General features: G+C 64.5%; 13 protein-coding genes. 8 read left to right on the plus strand and 5 right to left on the minus strand.

Annotated elements, in window-relative coordinates; genetic code table 11:
• The first annotated feature begins 42 nt into the window (after positions 1 to 42).
• The 6 genes from ACFQ6S_RS28655 (at position 43) to ACFQ6S_RS28680 (ending at position 5,758) form a co-directional block, all read left to right on the plus strand.
• Complete coding sequence (locus tag ACFQ6S_RS28655; RefSeq protein ID WP_147999006.1) at positions 43 to 333, plus strand: WXG100 family type VII secretion target; 291 nt, start codon at positions 43 to 45, stop codon at positions 331 to 333.
• Positions 334 to 651: 318 nt separating this feature from the next.
• A complete protein-coding gene (gene mycP, locus ACFQ6S_RS28660) occupies positions 652 to 1,902 on the plus strand; it encodes a type VII secretion-associated serine protease mycosin (RefSeq protein WP_383415696.1) in 1,251 nt (416 codons plus the stop codon).
• A 92-nt stretch (positions 1,903 to 1,994) separates the two neighbouring features.
• Positions 1,995 to 2,327, plus strand: a complete 333-nt coding sequence (locus tag ACFQ6S_RS28665) for a hypothetical protein (RefSeq protein WP_147999004.1) — start codon at positions 1,995 to 1,997, stop codon at positions 2,325 to 2,327.
• Between the two features lie 42 nt (positions 2,328 to 2,369).
• Positions 2,370 to 3,914: a WXG100 family type VII secretion target gene (locus ACFQ6S_RS28670; protein WP_383415699.1), complete on the plus strand. Its 1,545-nt coding sequence runs from the start codon at positions 2,370 to 2,372 to the stop codon at positions 3,912 to 3,914.
• Positions 3,915 to 4,034: 120 nt separating this feature from the next.
• Positions 4,035 to 5,351 (plus strand): S8 family serine peptidase, encoded by a 1,317-nt coding sequence (locus ACFQ6S_RS28675; protein ID WP_383415702.1) that lies wholly within the window; start codon positions 4,035 to 4,037, stop codon positions 5,349 to 5,351.
• 98 nt (positions 5,352 to 5,449) lie between these two features.
• Positions 5,450 to 5,758, plus strand: coding sequence for a hypothetical protein (locus tag ACFQ6S_RS28680; RefSeq protein ID WP_383415704.1), 309 nt, complete (start codon positions 5,450 to 5,452; stop codon positions 5,756 to 5,758).
• Positions 5,759 to 6,794: 1,036 nt separating this feature from the next.
• Here the strand turns inward: ACFQ6S_RS28680 and ACFQ6S_RS28685 are convergent.
• The 5 genes from ACFQ6S_RS28685 to ACFQ6S_RS28705 all read right to left on the minus strand — a co-directional run bounded on the left by ACFQ6S_RS28685 (position 6,795) and on the right by ACFQ6S_RS28705 (position 10,360).
• Positions 6,795 to 7,100 carry a hypothetical protein gene (locus tag ACFQ6S_RS28685; protein WP_383415707.1) on the minus strand — a complete coding sequence of 102 codons (306 nt, stop codon included), beginning with the start codon at positions 7,098 to 7,100 and terminating at the stop codon, positions 6,795 to 6,797.
• A 259-nt stretch (positions 7,101 to 7,359) separates the two neighbouring features.
• Positions 7,360 to 7,977, minus strand: a complete 618-nt coding sequence (locus tag ACFQ6S_RS28690; protein WP_383415709.1) for a hypothetical protein — start codon at positions 7,975 to 7,977, stop codon at positions 7,360 to 7,362.
• 74 nt (positions 7,978 to 8,051) lie between these two features.
• On the minus strand, positions 8,052 to 8,648 hold the full coding sequence (locus ACFQ6S_RS28695) for a hypothetical protein (protein WP_383415712.1): 597 nt from the start codon (positions 8,646 to 8,648) through the stop codon (positions 8,052 to 8,054).
• A gap of 141 nt (positions 8,649 to 8,789) precedes the next feature.
• Positions 8,790 to 10,031 carry a putative T7SS-secreted protein gene (locus tag ACFQ6S_RS28700; protein WP_383415715.1) on the minus strand — a complete coding sequence of 414 codons (1,242 nt, stop codon included), beginning with the start codon at positions 10,029 to 10,031 and terminating at the stop codon, positions 8,790 to 8,792.
• Positions 10,031 to 10,360, minus strand: a complete 330-nt coding sequence (locus ACFQ6S_RS28705) for a hypothetical protein (RefSeq protein WP_383415717.1) — start codon at positions 10,358 to 10,360, stop codon at positions 10,031 to 10,033. Before ACFQ6S_RS28705 ends, ACFQ6S_RS28700 begins: the two co-directional genes overlap by 1 nt.
• 492 nt (positions 10,361 to 10,852) lie before the next feature.
• On the opposite strand from ACFQ6S_RS28705, the gene ACFQ6S_RS28710 reads away from it, so the two are divergent.
• Positions 10,853 to 12,331, plus strand: coding sequence for a hypothetical protein (locus ACFQ6S_RS28710; RefSeq protein ID WP_383415720.1), 1,479 nt, complete (start codon positions 10,853 to 10,855; stop codon positions 12,329 to 12,331).
• Positions 12,328 to 13,887 (plus strand): PQQ-binding-like beta-propeller repeat protein, encoded by a 1,560-nt coding sequence (locus ACFQ6S_RS28715; RefSeq protein WP_383415722.1) that lies wholly within the window; start codon positions 12,328 to 12,330, stop codon positions 13,885 to 13,887. The genes ACFQ6S_RS28710 and ACFQ6S_RS28715 overlap by 4 nt, the downstream gene beginning before the upstream one ends.
• The last annotated feature ends 143 nt before the right edge of the window (positions 13,888 to 14,030 follow it).

Genomic DNA, 14,030 nt, shown 5'->3' on the forward strand with positions numbered 1-14,030 from the left:
AGCCGATCTCCACAGACTTCCAACCAAGCTTCCTGAAAGGGAATGACGATGTCGATTCTCGTCAATTACGCCACCATCACCAACGCGTCCACGGACGTGAAGTCGACCGCCGGCCGCATCAAGCAGCAGCTCGACGACCTCGAGGCCGCCGTCAAGCGCGTCGCCAACTCCTGGGAGGGCGAGGCGCAGGAGGGCTACCAGCGCAAGCAGCGCGAGTGGGACCAGACCGCCGCTGACCTGCACGCCACCCTGCTGAAGATCTCCACGGCGCTGCAGAACGCCGCCGAGAACTACCAGTCCACCGAGAAGAGCAACGCCTCGACCTGGGGCTGAGCCCGGCGGCGACCCGAGGGACTTGAGATGAAGGGAATCGGCCCAGCGGACGCCACGGCGACCGCTGGGCCGACCTCTGCTTCGGGGTCGTACACAAACTCCGCGGGAGTGCACACGGCAAGTCCCGCAAACATTCACACTCACCGCCACACGCGTGACATCTACATGACTCAGCTTCGAAGGAAGCAAGGAAACCCTGGGGGCCTGAACATGAGGGGCCTGAACGTGAAGGGCCTGAACGTGAAGGACCGAACAGCCCGTTCGCGTAGCCGCACCGGCCGCAACAGTGGAACCCGCGCACTGCAGCGGGTTTTCGGCGTGCTTGCGGTGACCGGGGTCTGCCTTGCGTCGACACCGCCCGCGTGCGCGGCACCGACGGACACGACGACGCCCACCCGCCTGACGGACTCCTCCGCTTCGGGCGGCAACCCGGACTTCGGCCTGTCGGCCAGCACGGAGTGCGTCTTCGGCGGTGACGTGATCAAGTCCACGCCCTGGTCGCTCCAGCGGATCCTCTTGGACCAGCTGTGGGCGCAGGCGACGGGCAAGGGCGTCAAGGTCGCCGTGATCGACACGGGCGTCGACGCATCCAACCGGCAGCTGAGCAGCGCGGTGTCGGGCGGCAAGACCTTCGTCGACGGCCCCGCCACACGTGACCTCGAAGGCCACGGAACGAGGGTGGCGGGCATCATCGCCGCCCGCCCGTTGAAGGGCACGGGCTTCGTGGGCATCGCGAAGGACGCCACGATCCTCTCCTACCGCTACACGGGCGGGGAGGAGAAGCAGGGCAACTCGGGGACGATGACCGAGGCGATCAAGGCCGCGGTCGCCGCGGGCGCGAAGATCATCAACATCTCGTCGGACACCGCGAACCGGAAGGACAACGGGCCCCTGCGGGATGCCGTAGCGGCCGCCGTGGCCTCGGGCGCCCTCATCATCGCGGCCGCCGGCAACGACGGAGCCGACGGCAAGTCCGCGGACACCTACCCGGCCTCGTACCCCGGCGTCCTGGCGGTTGCGGCCTCCGACCGCAACGACGAACGCGCCTTCTTCTCACAGTCGGGCGACTTCGTGGACGTGGCGGCACCGGGCGTCGGCATGGTCTCGACGGTCCCGAAGGACGGCCAGTGCACGGCCGACGGCACGAGCTTCGCGGCGCCGTACGTCGCCGGGGTCGCGGCCCTCCTGAAGGACAAGAACCCGGACTGGACCGCGGCCCAGATCGCCACCCGCATCGAGGAAACGGCCCAGCGGCCGGGCCGGGGCCCGAACCGATACATCGGCTGGGGCGTCGTCGACCCGGTCGCCGCGTTGTCGGACGGCTCGACACCGGGTACCACTCCTACGCCGGATCCGCCCGTTGCGGCTGGGGCGGGCGGGGTGGTGCCCATGGCTGTGACGATGGGCGAGACCGAGGCGGAACGTGAGCGCCGGGTCGCGATTTACGTACTGGGTACGGGACTTGCGCTTGCTCTCGTGGTTGCGGGGAGCGGGGTGGCTGTGCGGGACTGGCGTGGTCGGCGGGTTGCAGAGTCCGGTCGGGCCGGGCGGTCCGGGCGGTCCGGTTAGCCCGGGGTGATGACGGCAATGACGGCGATGATGTGGCGCGGGCACCGAGTGGGTGCTGACAACTTGAGAAACAGGGGAGAGGACAACGGGGTATGAGTAACGGAATGCGGGTTGATCTGAGCCAGCTGGATGACGTCATCCGCAAGCTCAACGGCCTTCTGTCGGACATGGACAAGGCCAACACGAAGGCCAAGTACGAGACGGACATCCCGAGTACCGCCTTCGGCAGCATGAAGTTTCTGGAGTCCAACGAGCTTCACAGCGCGCATCAGGACCAGAAGACGAGGATCGAAAAGATCATCAAGGATCTTCACCAGCTGATCGATGATTTCGGTAAGAGCACCTCGAAGGTCAGGGACAAGTACAGCAACCAGGAGCAGGCGAATGCGCAAGGTGTGAGTGCTGCTCCGGGCTCAGCCAACTAAGCCGTTCAGCGACTGGTCACTGACAGAGGGGACGTTTCAACCATGGCCTACGGTGGCTACTACCAGAGCCCTGAGTACTACGAGGCTCAGGAAAAGGCACGACAGCAGCGGATCGACGACAAGCACGACGAGAAGCTCGATTCGCTTCCCAACGGAGGCATGGGGGGCCCGAATCGCGCCAATCTCGACACGCCCTTCATGCAGATGAGCATCCCTGACCTGCGCGCCATGATCCTGGACGCGGATCCCGGCAGGATCTACGAGGTCAGCCAGCACTGGAAGTCGATCCACAACATCCTGTCCGGCGGCGACGGCGACGGCAAGAACGGCGCTGTGGACTCGGTATCGGCGAAGGACAGCGTTGCGGGCATGATGCAGAGTGCCGTGGAGAACGTCCTCGAGCACTGGGAGGGCGACGCGGCCGAGGCCTTCCGCAAGAAGGCCAACGAGATCATGCAGAACGTCCGCAACGGGGCTGCGTGGGCCAACCACTACGGCGAAGCCATGCACGGCGTCCAGAACGACCTGCGGAACTCGATCTCCAAGATGCGCGAGGTCGAAGAGCCCGGTTTCTGGGACAAGGCCTGGGACAAGATGTGGGACGACGAGCGCAGCGACCAGCAGCTCCTGGACGACATCAACAAGGGTGTGAGCACTGACGCCGCGCGCCAGGCGAATGCCGACTCTCTGTCTGCGGGGAAGGAAGCGCAGCTGCAGGGGGTGGCGATCATGGAGCAGTTGGCGGTCAATTACAAGGCTTATGCGCGCAATGGGCGAGTTGACGAGAGTAAGACGGATCCCTTCTCGCCACCGAGCCCTCAAACACCCATGCCCACCCCCGTCTCCATGCCCTCTTCTGGCAGTACGGGTCCAGGCATGGGAAGCGGCACCGCCAAACCGTGGAGCGCAGGCCCAACTACTAGCGTCAAGCCAGCCCCGACAGTACCCCGCGACGCTGGTATCACGGGGGGATCACAGCTCCCGACAGCGAAGACGAAGATCGACAGCATCTCGCCCGGCCTGTCAGGGACAGGTCCTGTCACAGGCACTGGCGGAGGTTTCGGCGGCGGCGGTGGCGGCATCGGCACTGGTGGAGCTCAGGGCCCCGGCATCGTGGCTGCTGGCGGAGGCCCTGGCCTCGCTGGCGGTGCGGCCGCACGTGGTGGTATCGGAGCCGCAGGCGGTCGCGGTGGCGTGGCCGGCGGCGGTGCGGCAGGCCGTGGCACCGGTGGACGAGCCGGTATGGGCGGCATGGGTGGTGGTGCCGGAGCGGGCGCAGCTGGCCGAGGTGGGGCTGGCGCCGGCGGCCGCGGAGCCCTGGCGAAGTCTCGTGGCGGTGTGGTCGGTGCGGCCAAGGGTGTCGCCGGCAAGGGTGCTGGCGGCGGTGCGGGCCTGCACGGCAGCCGTGGTGGAACGCAGCGCGGCGCCATGGCGGGCGGCGGAGCCGGCGGTATGGGCGGCCGCAACGGGCGTCGGTCGGAGGACGAGAACAGCCGGGGCGACCGTCCCGACTACCTGGTCGAGGACGAAGAGACCTGGATCTCGGAAGAGGACCGCAACCGGAACGTACCGCGGACCATCGAGTAAGTACGTCAATGGGCCGGACGGGGAGTCGTCCGCCCACCTATGAAGGCTGGTGCACCCAGTCATGGTTGAGTGAGGAGCAGGGAATTGCGTTTGAAGCGAGTCTCGTCCACGACTGGCGTCGTGGCTTTGACGGGAGCCTTGCTCCTCACTTCGGCGCCAATGGCGTCGGCCGATCAAGTGCGAGATGCTCAGTGGCCCCTGACCGTGTATGACGCAGAAAAAGTATGGAAGACATCACAAGGGGCTGGAGTCACCGTTGCTGTCATCGACTCAGGGGTCGATGCCAGTCATCCAGATCTAACTGGACAGGTGCTTGCAGGTAAAGATTTCACCAGCGCAGGCGACCCTCACAAAGATGATGACGGACACGGTACGGGTATGGCTAGCCTGATCGCTGGTCATGGCCATGGAATGAATAATTCTTCCGGCGTTATGGGACTTGCGCCAAAAGCTAAGATCCTGCCAGTTCGAACTGGCCAAAATGGGGACAAGCTAGTCACGGAAGATTGGGTTGCTGGAGTCCGCTACGCGACGGATCAGGGTGCGAAGGTAATTAACCTGTCGCTAAATGACTCGACGGCTTATCCTGGCTCAAAGGCCGCCAAAGCTATCGCGTACGCACAGTCCAAAGATGTTGTCGTTGTGGCAGGTGCAGGCAACGACGCAGGTAACGTCAACTATCCGGCTGCTCTCCCCGGTGTTGTGGCTGTCTCCGCGGTGGATCAAGGGCTCAACTTCTGGACTAAATCAAACACCGGAAACGTCACTGTCGCGGCGCCCGGAGTGGAAACCCCTCAGGCCGACCCGACTAGTAGCAGTGGTTACGTGGTGGCAAATGGTACTTCTGGATCAACTGCCTATGTATCAGCCATCGTCGCACTCCTCCGCTCCAAGTACCCTGATCTAACCGCAGGTCAGATCATCAACCGCCTCATCAAGTCAGCTTCCTTCCTCCAGAATGAGGGCAAGACAGCGCCCGACAAGGAACTCGGCTACGGAATCGCCCGCCCTGGTACGGCAATGACGATGAACATTCCCAAGGGCCCCAAGGGAAACCCTCTAATCAAGGGCTCGTCGTCCACCTCCACGAATTCAGCCGCGGGCTCGGACGACAACGACAGCACAAGCCAGGCGGCCAAGAAAAAGAAGAAGTCCTCCTCGGGCAGTCTGCTCCTCATCGTCGGCATCGCAGCCGCAGTGCTGGTAATCGGCGGCATCCTCTTCGCGGTACTCCGCAGCCGCCGCAACGGAGGAAACGGCGGCCCCGGCTCCGGCGGCGGAACTCCGGCTCACGGCACGGGCTACCCGCCTCAGCCCCCGACGGGCTACCAGCAGTACCCCAACACGGCTCCCAACCAGGGGTACCCCGCCCCTCCCGGCCAGTCCCCGCAGCACCCGAACCCCTACGCTCAACAGCCCCCGCATCAAGGGCAGTAGGTGGGCGGTTCTCTTCCTCGCCTGCGGTAATTCCAGGGTGACGACTTCGCAGTCCCCTTGAAGAACGGCACCAGCAAGGCGAGCAGATCGGAGACGCTGTGGACCCGGAACTAGCGGACCTAAATTCCCAAACCGCTGCCGACGAGATGGCTTCGCGCACGGCGAACTTTTTGACCACCTTCTTGCTCGGGCTCGCGGTCATCGCCCCTTTGCTGCTCCTGGTGATGTCAATCATGTCCGGGAAGTTCTTGTGGCTGACGGTGCTCGATCTGATCGGCACCTACACAGGTCTCTTGATCATGTTGCGCGGATATCGCGATGACAATCGCGCTCTGAAACGGTGGGGGGCGAGCACTCACGCAGTGACCCTGCTGCTCTGCCTTGTCGTACTCGCGATTCTGCAGTGATAGCGCCATCGCAGAAACGCCTCTATCGATATGCCCTCACGGGAACCGGCGCCTGGCGCAGGCGTCTGTGACGCGGTGAGTGCACCCCAGAGCTCTTCGCATCGCCCAGTACTGGCAGTTCTGACCGGGGGAAAGGGGCGGGGCCACAATGCAGTAGCACTTGCTGGGTCTTGCACTGAGGTACGCAGGGCATGGCACCTGAGCGTGCCCGGCCGAATCGAGTTGGCCGACGAGACACCCCAACAACTACATCGCAACGAGCCAGGATTCGAGAAGGGACTCTCCTCAATGGGCGCCATTATTCTTGTCTTCGGCGTCGTCGGCATCGGAGCCGTGATTGCCGCAGTCGTCGTCTTCTCCCTGATCAGGAGCCGCCGCCACTCGAGGACGGGCCCGGTCGGCTCTGGCACGGCAGCGAACCCTCACTTTGGCTATCCGCCGAGTCAACCGATGCACTTGCCTGCCCAGCAGCCGTACTCGCCCAATCCTTATCAGGGACACACCGCTCCTTCCGGACAACCGCCTCAGTACCCCAGTCCCTATGCGCAAGAACCTCCGCGCCAAGGCCAGTAGGCTGATCGAGGCCCGCCAGGGCGAGGACGACGCCGCAGCACACCCCGCCGAATATGCGTGGCATCAGCCGCCGGCCAAGATGAACTGAGAAGGAATTCTCCTCAGGTCCTCGTCGTCTTGGTGTCATCGGCCTGCTTGCCAGGAACCGCGCTGCCGAGCCTGCTGCGTGGCTTCCGCGAACGTGGATGCCACCCTAGGCAGTGTGATCGGTGGGGCGACGGCCAGGTCGGCATACCCCAAGCGCCGTGCATCTCACCCCGGTTGTTCGGCCAAGTCCACAACCCTGAGCACGTCCCGCACTCAACTGGATCATCCGGGTGTGCGGGAGCTAGGGCATCCCGGCGCTTGCCGAGTACGCCTACACGGAAGCAGTCGGCAGCAGCGCTGAAAAGGCTCACTTCACTCGAAGCTTCGCCCTTTCCATCACGCGGAAGACCGCGCAATGGGGGAGGCGGGATGCCATTCAGTTCAGCAAGCTGAATAGCGATGTGCAGACGATCAAGCATGCTATCGAACTAGCCAGCGCCACATACGTGCGACGAGTTTGGTTTTGCCGCCAGGCGCGGATGATGATATAGAATCCCGTGTACATGCCGATCAGATTCAGTACTGAAATCCAAAAGAGTCCCATATTTCGCGTCGAAATGTAGATGAAAATCCACGGCGATGCAATGCCAAAGAAGATCAACGCGTTCCTGTGGAATAGATACTTGGTTTCTGTTGGCCCCTCGCGCGGAATCGGATCCCCCATGTCGGGAAGTTCCGGCATGGTCATCATTCCTCCAACATGTGAACGGTAGACGGACTGGGTTTATGGTCCGTGCTGTGACCCATGCGGCCCGGTTGTCGAAGGCCGAGCCGGGCACCGGGAAGCTGTTTACGCCCACCAGGACCTATTGATGCTGGCCCAAGGGCATGGAGTACACGCTTGGTGCGCGGCTGACACGTTCAGCGGCTGGACCCTCGACAGCATCGGGCGTTGGGGTGCTTCAGGTTCGCTTCATGTGCACCGACTTCGACTGACACTGCTAGATAACCCGTCGGGTGAGGTCGGCGTTTTGCGCCCTGCTCACGCGCTCGGGGGCCGCCGTGTTGCGATCCTGTGCGGTCGCGTCCCAGTCGTCGGGTTGCATGAGGAAGAACGTCCCGCTGTTCGGTACATATCCGACCGCGCCAAAGGGAAGATCGCCCGCGACGTACACGCCGTTGTCGATGCCTTCGGGCCAGGGATTGTGCCACGGGCCGCGCCGCGGGACCGGGTTCATCCGCATCAGCGGCGACTCTTGGCCCTCAGCGGTGTGCAGCGTGAGCGTCATGCTCTTCGGGCGGCCCTTGGTCGCCTCGGCGCCGTCCACCTTGGTGATCTGCGGACAGAAGGTGTCGAAGGAGTACTGGGCCAGAGTCCTGCGGCAGGTGCGCGTGAGGAGGACCGCGACCGGGATGGTCTTGAGCGTGGCTAGCAGGCCGAGGATACCCACGCCCGTGAATGGGGCAATGATGTAGACGAGCCAGGGCAGGCTGCCGTCCCGGACGACGCCGGTCAGAGGCGGTGACCCGAAAGCCATGAGGGCGTAGATCCCGCCGTTTCGGAAACCGGTCCACCACACCCGACCGGTCAGCTTTCGCCGCAGCGTGGTCGTGTCCAATGTTCCCGATGCGTATGCACCTTGAGTGTTTCCTGGCATTGCCTCTCCTGCTGTCGGCCCAGCCCGGCTGGGTGCTATCCGAAGTCGTTCCGCATGGCGGCGGCGCCGCCGGTCAGCGGCTCCGGCTCCTGTCCCGCATCCTCGGCCGCTGCGTCATTGGGATCAGTGAACGTCAGCGTGCGTGCGATCCCGAGCAGTATGTCCCGGTAGGCGTCGGTGGAGTCGAGATCCGGTGTCACCATCTGAAGGACAATGAGCTCCGGGGTGCTCGGTGCTGCTACTGCGACGGTCCCCTGCCAGGTGTGACTCGGGGTCGCGTCACTCGCCTCTGTCGGCCGGGACGACCGCGGGGCGGGCGACCGCTTCTCGGAGAGGAAACCGACACCGCACGGCAGGTCCAGCGGGCGCAGGCCCTCGTTCCGTCCGTCCGCAGCGCCACCCGCGAGGCCGGCCACAATGAGCTTCGAACTGCTGCCCCCCGTCGGCATCGTCGACACGGTGAACACAGACGTCGTGAAGCCACGGGAGTCGTCGGGATGGACCCCGAGGGCACACTCCTGCACCCGGTTGGTGTTCAGGAGGCTGACGATCCCCGCGTACAGGCGGAGGGCCCGGTCCGCCTCGTCGCGTTCCTTCTCGGGCAGCCCACGAAGTCGATTGACGATTCCCATGAGTCGCTCCACTGGAGGATGGAGGTCCAGGGACACATACCCGACGGGCAGTCCATACCAGAAGGTCGGCTTGCGGGTGTCAGCCACGGCAATGGTCGCTTCAGTCACGGTTATGTGCTGCCCTCACTATCGCGCGGCCGATCACAGGAACCCCAGCAATCCGGCAATGCTGTGCGCCGTAGCGGCGGCCTTCGTGCCCTCGGCGGCGTTGTGTTCAGTGCCATCCTCATCCACTGCGCCGAAGCTCTCCGCGGAGGAGATGGCGTTCGCGGCGACGTTGAGGCCATTGACGCTGATCTCAGCCATCAGCAGTCCCGAACCCCCAGCGGATTCACCGGCAACGCGCCAGGCGTCGTTGGCATCATCAAGTGCCGAGCGGCCGACGCCGAAGAACCCGCCCTTCACACCGGCCCATGTCTTCGAAGCCAGGTTGGCTCCGTCCGCCACGCTCTCGAAGCCTTCCTTCGCCGCGAGGCCCAGGGCCTTCCCGCCTGGAATCATGCCGACCGTGTCGCCGGCCAGGGAGGCCCAGGCAGCGAACTGATCCATGCCGCTGCCTCCGCCGAACAGATCGCTACGGAATTTTTCGTCGGAGAGGTTCTTGCCCATGGACACGGCGCTGGCGATGAGCGCGATCGGTCCCATGATCGGGGCCAGGGCGGGGAAGAGCGCGAGCAGACCAGCGATGGCGCCGATGGTGCCCGCGTGCTCTGCCAGGAACTTGCCGACCGACTCGAGGACGTCGCCGACGCTCTCCCAAAAGCCCTTGTCCGGGGCCTTCTCGGCCGTGTCTTCAAGCGCCTTGGCGATGATCTCGGCCTCGTGGGAGTGCTCGGACTCCAGCTCCTTGATCTTGCGGTTGAGCGACTCGTACTCGTTGTTGGCCTTGGTGACGGCCGTGCTTGCCTCGTTCAGCTCCCGCTCGGCGGAGCGCAGCCGCGCGGTCGCGTCGTCGGCTTCCTCCTGTGAGGGGAAGGTCTGGTTGGCGAGCTTGAGGTCCGGGTGCTGGGCGGCCTGGTCGTAGGAGTGCTTGGCCTTGTCGGCCGCAGCCTTCTTCTCGGCGGCCTCGTCGTCGTACTTCCTCGCCAGCCCTCGGTTGGAGGCCAACTGGCCATCCCAGTTGTGCAGTTGTTTCGAGGCGGAGCGCAGCGCCGAGGCGGCCTTCTTGATGTACTTCGTCAGGTCGCCGTCGATGGACTTGCGGAACTCCTCGGCCGCGTCGCCCTCCCAGTAGCTGCTCTCGCCGGTGAGCTTCGTCAGCTGACGGTGCGTGTTCTCAAGTGCCGTCGCGGCTGAGGCCACCCTCTGCTGCAGCTTGGTGACCTCGGCGGGGATGCCTGGTACAGGGTTCCAGCCGATGTTCGGGTACGGGTTCGCGGCCACTACTTACCGCCTCCGCCGGCACCCGAGGTGCTCTTGTCCGCGATCTGCTTGAGCACCTTCTCCAAGGCTTCCTCAACCTCTTCGTAGGCCTGCTTGTTGGACTTCACGCCCTCTTTGATCTCGTCGACCAGTTCCTTGGTCTTGTCGGACCCGTACTTCCACTCGTCCTGGAACTTGTCACAGGCCTCGTCGAGCCGAGCGGTGCCGATCTGGTCTGCCCGCACGTGGTCGAGAGCGGACCGCGCCTCGTTCAGCTCGTCGACGCATCTCTCCAGATTCGTCAGGAACTGCTCGAGTTGCCCGATGTCCGTCTTGAAGTGGTCCCCCATGGGCCGGTTTCTCCCTGCTCGGCTCTGGACGCAAGGGGCCCGGGTGAATCGGATGATCACCCAGGCCTCTACGGCACCATACATGCCCTGATCAGGTGCCCTGACCGGGCCTTTGCCGCCACTTGACTCGCCGGAGAGCCGCCCCGAGATCGCTGTTCTCATGCGCCAGGACCCGCGCTGATCAGCGCCACGAGCCGGCGACAGAGGCGCGTTGCCCTTCGCGGCCCAGACCTCAAAGGAAGGACTCTGCGCACCATCTGGTCACAGTTCCTGCACCGAAGTCCCATGCCGACAGTAACGGCCGCGTCGCCCAACGTCATAGGGTGTTACGTGACTTGAGGGGGAAGGTGAGTCGGGCAGTGTGAGTGCCGCTCAAAGAGCCTGCACGCATTGCCCATCGAGGCCTGGGTGAGCCACCCAGGCCTCTGCTGTGTGCCGTGTGTGGCCCGGACGCATCACGCCCCCACCGGAATGTCCGCGTGAGAGGTAGTCATGTCCTATTCGACCCCACCAGGGGCGCCGGGGAACGCCGGCCCGTACGGGGCGCCGGCCCAGCAGCAAGGGTGGTACGCGCCACCCCCACCCCCGCCTGACAACTCCGGCGAGGGCAAGGGGCTGAAGCGCGTCGTCATCGGTCTGCTGGTCCTCGCCGTGGTGGCCGTCTTCGCGGTCGGTGGACTGGCTCTCTACAACGCCAGCGGCGGCGGCTCGCTGCCGGGTGCCCAGGGCGGTGGCGACGACGAACAGCAGATATTGAGCTCGGACGAGATCAGCACGCTGCTCAACGGCCGTACGAATGCTTTGAAGAGCGGCGACGAGGACGGGTTCCTGGAGCCCTTCGTGGGCGCGGCGAAGAACGAGCAGCGCAAGATCTTCAAGAATCTGCGAAAGCTCCCCTTCACGGAGAGCAAGTACATGGTTCTCAAGCAGACGGGCGACGGCTCGGACGAGTACGGCTCCGATGTGAGGCTCACGCTGGACGTCGCTTTCGTCCATCAGATCAAGGGCGTTGATGTAAGGCCGGTCTCCGAGTGGTACCGATGGACGGTCGAGAAGGAGTCCGAGTCCGCCGAGCCGCGTATCAGCCAGGTCGGGGGCTCGCCGGGGGCGAACGCCTTGGCCAACGCGGTCTATTATCCGGCCCCTTGGGATGTCTACGACGACATGTACGTCAAGCGCCAGGCGCACACCATCACGATCTCGGCCAAGAAGAACGCCGCTGACGCCGATCGGTTCGCCCCCATCGTCGAGGACAGCGCAAAGAAGGACCTCGAACTGTGGGGAACGAATACGTCCTCGGTTTCCAACACGCCCGATGGCTTCCTCGTAGTCCTTGAGCCGGACCGCAAGACGTACACGAAGCTGTACAACAACGATGGTAGCGACTTGGGGTGGGACGCCGGAGAAAGCGTGCCCATGCCTGCTTTCAACGCCGGCTACAGCGGGGACGAGAACGAGCTCCAGTACGGCGGGGCGCGCATCAAGATGGACACCTCGACGAGCCGCTTCACCTCGTCCGCTTGGCGGGCGGGTGTCGGGGACATCTCGCGGCACGAAATCGCGCACGCGCTGATTCAACCGCAGGACCCCGGCGCATACAGCGATGACGAGGAGAACAGCATTCGGGCCTGGGCCGTCGAGGGATTCGCAGAGTATGTGTCCCACCGGTTCGACCGGGCTCAGGGTGAGGAACGGATCCGAGGGAGTCTGGCAGGCCAGGAGTTCGACGGCCAGCTGCCCGGACAGGACTTCGAATTGAAGTACGACACCGTTGGTGCGAACTATGCCCTGAGCTATCTGGCCACGCGCTTCATCGCGGAGCAGGGCGGCGAGTCCGCATTCTTCCAGTTCATCGTGGATCACTACCGGCAGCCCAAGAACCTTGATCAGCAGCTGCAAAACGCAGTTGGCATGAACGAGGACGAATTCGAGACCGCCTGGGCCCAGTACGTCAGGAGCAACAGCCGATGAGCGCCAACGGACCCATGCCGGGCACCGGCCCGTATGGTCAGCAGCCCCCTCCGCCGCAGCAGCCTCCCCTGCCACCCCAGCAGGGGCACGCGCCGCCGCAGGGGTATGGCTATCCGCAGCAGCCGTCCGCGACACCGCCGGGGCAGCCCGGCTACGGCTATCCGCAGCAGTCGGCGCCCGGGCAGTATCCGATGGGTCCCCAGCCTGGCTATGGCCAGCCGGGGCAGCCACCGCACTTTCCCGGCGCGCCCGCACCGGCCTCGCGTCCGCGGAAGAAGAAGACCGGGCTGATCGTGCTGCTCGTCGTCGCACTCGTTGTGCTCGCCGGCGCCGGAGGGGCCGCGTGGTACGTGATGGTGGGCTCCGGCACCAAGCCGCTGTGGAGCGTGCCGTCGAAGTCGGAATGGGGCCTCGGCGAGCAGGAGGTGGACGGCACCTGGTTCACCGACAAGGCCGTGATCCAGACCTTGTCCGGTGGTGTGAAGGCCTACGACCGTGACACGGGTGAGAAGTTGTGGGCCACGCCGCTTCCCGGCGCGGGAAATCAGGCCTGCGTGGCGCCATCCGTCTCTGACAGCGGAATCGGCATCGTCGCCTACGGCGCCTCGGGTATGGCGGGAGCGCACGGTCAATGCGATCACGTCGTCGCGTACGACCTGAACTCCGGCAAGGAGCTGTGGCACCGGGGCTTCAAGATCAAGGACGAGTTCAAGACCGGTACGAAACTGGCCCTGGCGCGTACGGCCGAGGCGGTCGTGATCACCACCGATCGGGAGCAGGTGGCGCTGAAGGCCGCTGACGGTGCAACGGCCTGGGATGTGAAGAAGGTTGTGCCGAGTGCTTGTGAGAGCGGCACGTATACCGGTGGCAAGAATCTGATCCGCACCACCTCGTGCCTTGAGGGAGACGAATTCGAGGGAGAACGCTGGACCGAGGCCTCGCTCGTCGACCCGGCCACCGGAAAGGCGCAATGGACGAAGCGTTTTGGCGAGGCTGAGGCCGAGATCGCGCTTTCCACCTCTCCGCTGGTCCTGAGCGGAGAGGCGAAGGGTGTGTTCGCCCTCGATGAGACATCCGGTGAACGCCGCGGTGTTCTCCCGAAGATGGCGGAGAAGTACTACCTCATTCCGGAGGAGAACGGAAGCCCGATGCGCCAGGTCGCGGGCGTCGGGGACATCCTCCTCATGGGGATGGGCGAGAAGGAGAGCACCGACGGGGAGTCGAAGACGCTCGTCGCCTACGACCTGGACAGTGGCAAGGAGCTGTGGAAGGCACCGGCTTCCAACACCATTGAGTACATTCCGCTGCGGGATACGGGTAGCGAGCGTCTGTTGGCATACGTCACCGACGGCGATGAGAAGCCGAAGCTGGTGGAATTCGCTCCCGAGGATGGCGCGATGACGACAGTCGCCGAATATCCGGAGAAGGTGGACAAGAACATGGGCGTCGGCGCCTGGCCGTTCTGGCACGAGGGCGTCCTGTACGTCACCTCGGTAGGTGCAGGCCTCGAGAGCGACTCCTACGCTCTCGTGGCGTTGCCCGCGAAGGTGTCCTAGACATCGGATCGGGGGGGGGGGAGAAAACCACCACCCCCCTCCCCCCCCCCCCCACCCTTCGGGGTGTTATCCCCCTTCTTTTCTTTCCCACCCCGGGGTTCCCTCCCAAAAAAAAAACCACCAACAGCCGCCCTCCACGCCCC

The sequence above is a fragment of the Streptomyces sp. NPDC056479 genome (genome assembly GCF_042795335.1).
Taxonomy (GTDB): Bacteria; Actinomycetota; Actinomycetes; order Streptomycetales; family Streptomycetaceae; genus Streptomyces.

Excerpts from the sequence above, each read along its gene's own strand:
- ACFQ6S_RS28655 (WP_147999006.1), top strand. The coding sequence starts at position 43 with ATGACGATGTCGATTCTCGTCAATTACGCCACCATCACCAACGCGTCC.
- ACFQ6S_RS28665 (WP_147999004.1), top strand. The coding sequence starts at position 1,995 with ATGAGTAACGGAATGCGGGTTGATCTGAGCCAGCTGGATGACGTCATC.
- ACFQ6S_RS28695 (WP_383415712.1), bottom strand. The coding sequence starts at position 8,648 with ATGGGAATCGTCAATCGACTTCGTGGGCTGCCCGAGAAGGAACGCGAC.
- ACFQ6S_RS28710 (WP_383415720.1), top strand. The coding sequence starts at position 10,853 with ATGTCCTATTCGACCCCACCAGGGGCGCCGGGGAACGCCGGCCCGTAC.
- ACFQ6S_RS28715 (WP_383415722.1), top strand. The coding sequence starts at position 12,328 with ATGAGCGCCAACGGACCCATGCCGGGCACCGGCCCGTATGGTCAGCAG.
- ACFQ6S_RS28670 (WP_383415699.1), top strand. The coding sequence starts at position 2,370 with ATGGCCTACGGTGGCTACTACCAGAGCCCTGAGTACTACGAGGCTCAG.
- ACFQ6S_RS28685 (WP_383415707.1), bottom strand. The coding sequence starts at position 7,100 with ATGCCGGAACTTCCCGACATGGGGGATCCGATTCCGCGCGAGGGGCCA.
- ACFQ6S_RS28705 (WP_383415717.1), bottom strand. The coding sequence starts at position 10,360 with ATGGGGGACCACTTCAAGACGGACATCGGGCAACTCGAGCAGTTCCTG.